Annotated in this window: 1 protein-coding gene; it reads left to right on the forward strand. The window is 46.0% G+C overall.

Annotated features, from left to right (window positions below):
* Positions 1-515 (forward strand): beta-galactosidase (locus tag AC1DWN_RS35030; RefSeq protein ID WP_477563387.1); only part of this gene is annotated, 515 nt, incomplete at both ends.

The following is a 515-nucleotide window of genomic DNA, read 5'->3' on the forward strand; positions in this document are numbered from 1 at the left end:
AACCTAGAGAAGGGGAATTCGTTTTTGATGGAATCGCGGATTTAGAGCAATTCCTTCAGATCGCAGCCGATGTTGGGTTGCTCGCTATTGTTCGTCCAAGTCCGTATATTTGTGCAGAGTGGGAATTCGGTGGCTTGCCCGCTTGGCTGCTTGCCGATTCCGATATGAGACTGCGATGCTTTCATCAGCCTTTCTTGGATAAAGTCGATGCTTATTACGATGTATTGCTGCCGAAGCTCAAGCCCCTGCTTTATACGAACGGGGGACCTATCATTGCCATGCAAATCGAGAACGAGTACGGCAGCTACGGAAACGATAAGAAATACTTAGAATATTTAAAAAATAGCATGGAGAAACGAGGTATGGATGTTCTTCTATTCACCTCGGATGGACCTCTGGATTACTTGCTGCAGGGGGGAATGATTGATGGTGTGCTGGAAACCGTTAATTTCGGCTCTCGTCCCACTGAGTCATTCGCGGAATTGAGAAAATATCAAAGCGATAAACCTCTAATG

Source organism: Paenibacillus sp. P4_A7 (assembly GCF_056402455.1).